Below are 3,027 nucleotides of genomic sequence, written 5' to 3' on the forward strand. Positions count from 1 at the left end.
GCCGAAGGCGGCATGATTGCCTTCGTCGCGGTTGATGTTGAAGCGGTCGGGATCGGCAAAGCGGCTCTCGTCGCGGCTTGCCGAGGAGACGAGTGCGGCGACCGCGGCGCCGGCCGGGATCGTCACGCCGCCAAGCTCCACCGCCCGCGTCGTCTGCCGCGTCTGCGTGCCGATCGGCGCCACCCAGCGCAGGCCCTCGTCGACCGCCTTCGGCACGAAGGTCTCGGGATCGGCGAGCACCTGCCGCATCTGTTCGGGATGGCCCAGCAGACCGGCGAGGATCGAGCCGGCGCCATGTCCGGGTTCCTGCATGCCGCCAAGCAGGATGACCTTGATGCTTGGCATCAAATAATCGATTGGCCGCGTCGTGCCCTCCGGCATGCCGTCATGCAGCATGTGCGACAGCGCCGAGTCATCTGGCTGGCGCGCAAGTCTTTCCAGCGTCGGCAGGATGGCGTCGCCGACCTCGGCACTGATCGCGTCGGCGATCTCCTGCCGCTTCGGGTCGTTCTCGAAATTGATGGCGCCCTGGGCAAGGCCATAGAACCAGCGGCGCAGCGTCGGCATGTCGATGTCGGCAAGGCCGAGCGAGCGTGCCAGGCTGAGCGTCGACACCGGTTCGAAATAATCGGCCATCAGCTCGGCGGAGCCTTGGTTGGCGATCCGGTCGAGAAAGGGTTCGGCAATCGACCGCACGAGGTCGCCGGCATAGGCGGCGACGGTGCGCGGCCGGTATTTCGGATCAACGCCTTGGCGCAGTTGTTTGTGCGTCTCGCCATCGGTGGTCAGGATGGTCGGCTTGCCGAAGGAGCGCTCGACCGGCGACGAGCCGACGACGGCGGAGAAGATGTCGGGCGACTTGGCGACGCTCTCGACATCCTTCCAGCGGGTGACGAACCACAGATTGACCGCGGGCACGAAAGCGACAGGCGCACTGCGCCTGAGCTCTGCATAGATCGGGTAGGGATCGGCTTCCAATGCCTCGACGGTTATATTTTCGGCAAAGCTCAAATCCGCCACTCCCCTTGTGGTGTAAGGGCGGCGTGGCACGCCGCCCCTTTGCTTTTCTCAATCTTTCAGCGGCTGGCCGAGGTTTTCGAAGGCTATGGGATCGCGGCTCTTCAGCGCGCTGGCCAGCAGCAGGCCGACGATCGCGGCGATCAGCACCAGCCCCGGCAGGAACACGCCAAGAAAGCCGCCCGCCCCGGACAGGCTGCCGAAATTGATGACGATCAGGTAGATGATGATGACGAAAGCGATGAAGGTCAGCCCGGGCAGGATGGTGGTCTTCAGCGCGTTCTCCTGGGCTGCCGGGTTGGCGCGGAAGAACATCACCACGGCAAGCGATGCCACCGCCATCATGACGATGACGCCGAGCGTCGCGACATTGGTCAGCCACGAAAACAGCGCCAGCACCGGATCGAGGCCGAGCACGGCGAACAGGCCGACGACGATCGCAGCGAGCACGCTCTGGATGACGGAAGCGACATGCGGGCTCTGGTGCACCGCATGCGTCACGCCAATCGTCTGCGGCAACAGTTTTTCGCGGCCCGAGACATAGATATAGCGCGCAACCGCATTGTGGAACGCCAGCACGCCGGCAAACAGGCTCGACACGAACAGGATGCTCATCGCCTGCGACAGCATCGTTCCGGCGTAGCGGTCGGACAGGCCGAACAGGAAGGTCGTTGGATCCTGCAGCCCTTGCAGCGTCGGCAGCAGCTTGTCGACACCGGCGCCGACCGCCATCAGCCATGCCGTGAGCATGTAGAAGACGCCGATCAGCACGACCGAAAAATAGGTGGCGCGCGGAATGGTGATCTTTGGATCGCGGGCTTCCTCGGCATAGATCGTCGTCGCCTCGAAACCGATGAAGGCGGCAAAGCAGAACAGAATGGCGATGGCCGGCGAGCCCGATGTGATCTGGCTCCAGCTGAACGGCGCCGCCGACAGGCCGCTATCGCCGCCGGTCTTGAGGATGGCGATGTCGAGGACCAGAACCACAAGATATTCGCACAACACCAGCACCGTCAGGATCTTGGCGGAGAGGTCGACCTGCCGATAGCCGAGCACGGCGACCAGCGCGATGGCGATGAAGCTCCACACCCACCAGGGCAAATTGATGCCCCAGCCGGCGAACAGGCCTGATGTCGCGGCGCCGAGCAGGCCCATGACCCCGATCTGCATGGCATTGTAGGACAGGATGGCGATCAGCGCGGTGGCGCCGCCGGCCATGCTGCCGAGGCCGCGCGCGGCATAGGCATAGAAGGCGCCGGCATTGCCGACATGGCGTGACATGGCGACATAGCCGACCGCGAACAAAAGCAGCAGGATGGTGACGATCAAATAGGTGCCGGCAAAGCCGGCGCCATTGCCCATCAGCATGCCGAGCGGCGTGCCGCCGGCGACGGCCGTGAGCGGGGCGGCCGCCGAAATCACCATGAAGGTGATGGCGCCGACGCCAAGACTGTTCTTGCGCAGCCTGTTGGCCGGCGCCTGTTCTGCAACTGCTGTCATCGATCCCTCCTGTTTGCAAACCCTTGAGTTCGCCGGCCAAATGGCCTGTCCCATGCACTCTGGCGGTTGGTTCATTATTTGAACCGCTATTTTGAATATAGACTTGCAAACAATGCCGATGCCTGTCAAGTTAATTCACACGTTAAATGATTATCCCGAACCGGGAGGCAAATTTGAGTACGGTCGGAAAAGCGATCTCGCTTCTGGAGCTGTTCAGCGTCGACGAGCCCGAGCTCGGCCTGTCCGATCTGGCGCGCCGCTCGGGCTTCGACAAGGCGACGACACGGCGGCTGCTGGTTGCGCTGGCCGGCCATGGTTTTGTCGAGCAGGATATCGGCACGCGGCACTATCGCCTCGGCGCCGGCCTGTCGCGGCTGGCGCGCATCCGCGAAGCGCGCTTTCCTTTCCTGCAGACAGCTGTTCCGCTGGTGCGGGACCTGGCAGCATCGACGGCCGAGACCGTGCATTTGTCGGAATTCGGCGTCGACAGGCTGGTCACCGTTCATGTCG

At 63.6% G+C, this 3,027-nt stretch carries 3 protein-coding genes; 1 reads left to right on the forward strand and 2 read right to left on the reverse strand.

The window, feature by feature from the left end; all coding sequences use genetic code 11:
- Positions 1-1,020: cytochrome P450 (locus tag EN749_RS33510; RefSeq protein ID WP_245491553.1), on the reverse strand; the 1,020-nt coding region annotated here is incomplete at its 3' end.
- A gap of 48 nt (positions 1,021-1,068) precedes the next feature.
- On the reverse strand, positions 1,069-2,517 hold the full coding sequence (locus EN749_RS33515) for an APC family permease (protein ID WP_127808405.1): 1,449 nt from the start codon (positions 2,515-2,517) through the stop codon (positions 1,069-1,071).
- Between the two features lie 173 nt (positions 2,518-2,690).
- Between EN749_RS33515 and EN749_RS33520 the strand changes: the two genes are divergently transcribed.
- Positions 2,691-3,027 (forward strand): helix-turn-helix domain-containing protein (locus tag EN749_RS33520; protein WP_145991119.1); only part of this gene is annotated, 337 nt, incomplete at its 3' end.

The organism is Mesorhizobium sp. M7A.F.Ca.ET.027.02.1.1 (genome assembly GCF_004022985.1).
Classification (GTDB): domain Bacteria; phylum Pseudomonadota; class Alphaproteobacteria; order Rhizobiales; family Rhizobiaceae; genus Mesorhizobium.

What these genes read in the sequence shown, in the direction of transcription:
- EN749_RS33515 (WP_127808405.1), bottom strand. Translation starts at nt 2,517, where the DNA reads ATGACAGCAGTTGCAGAACAGGCGCCGGCCAACAGGCTGCGCAAGAAC.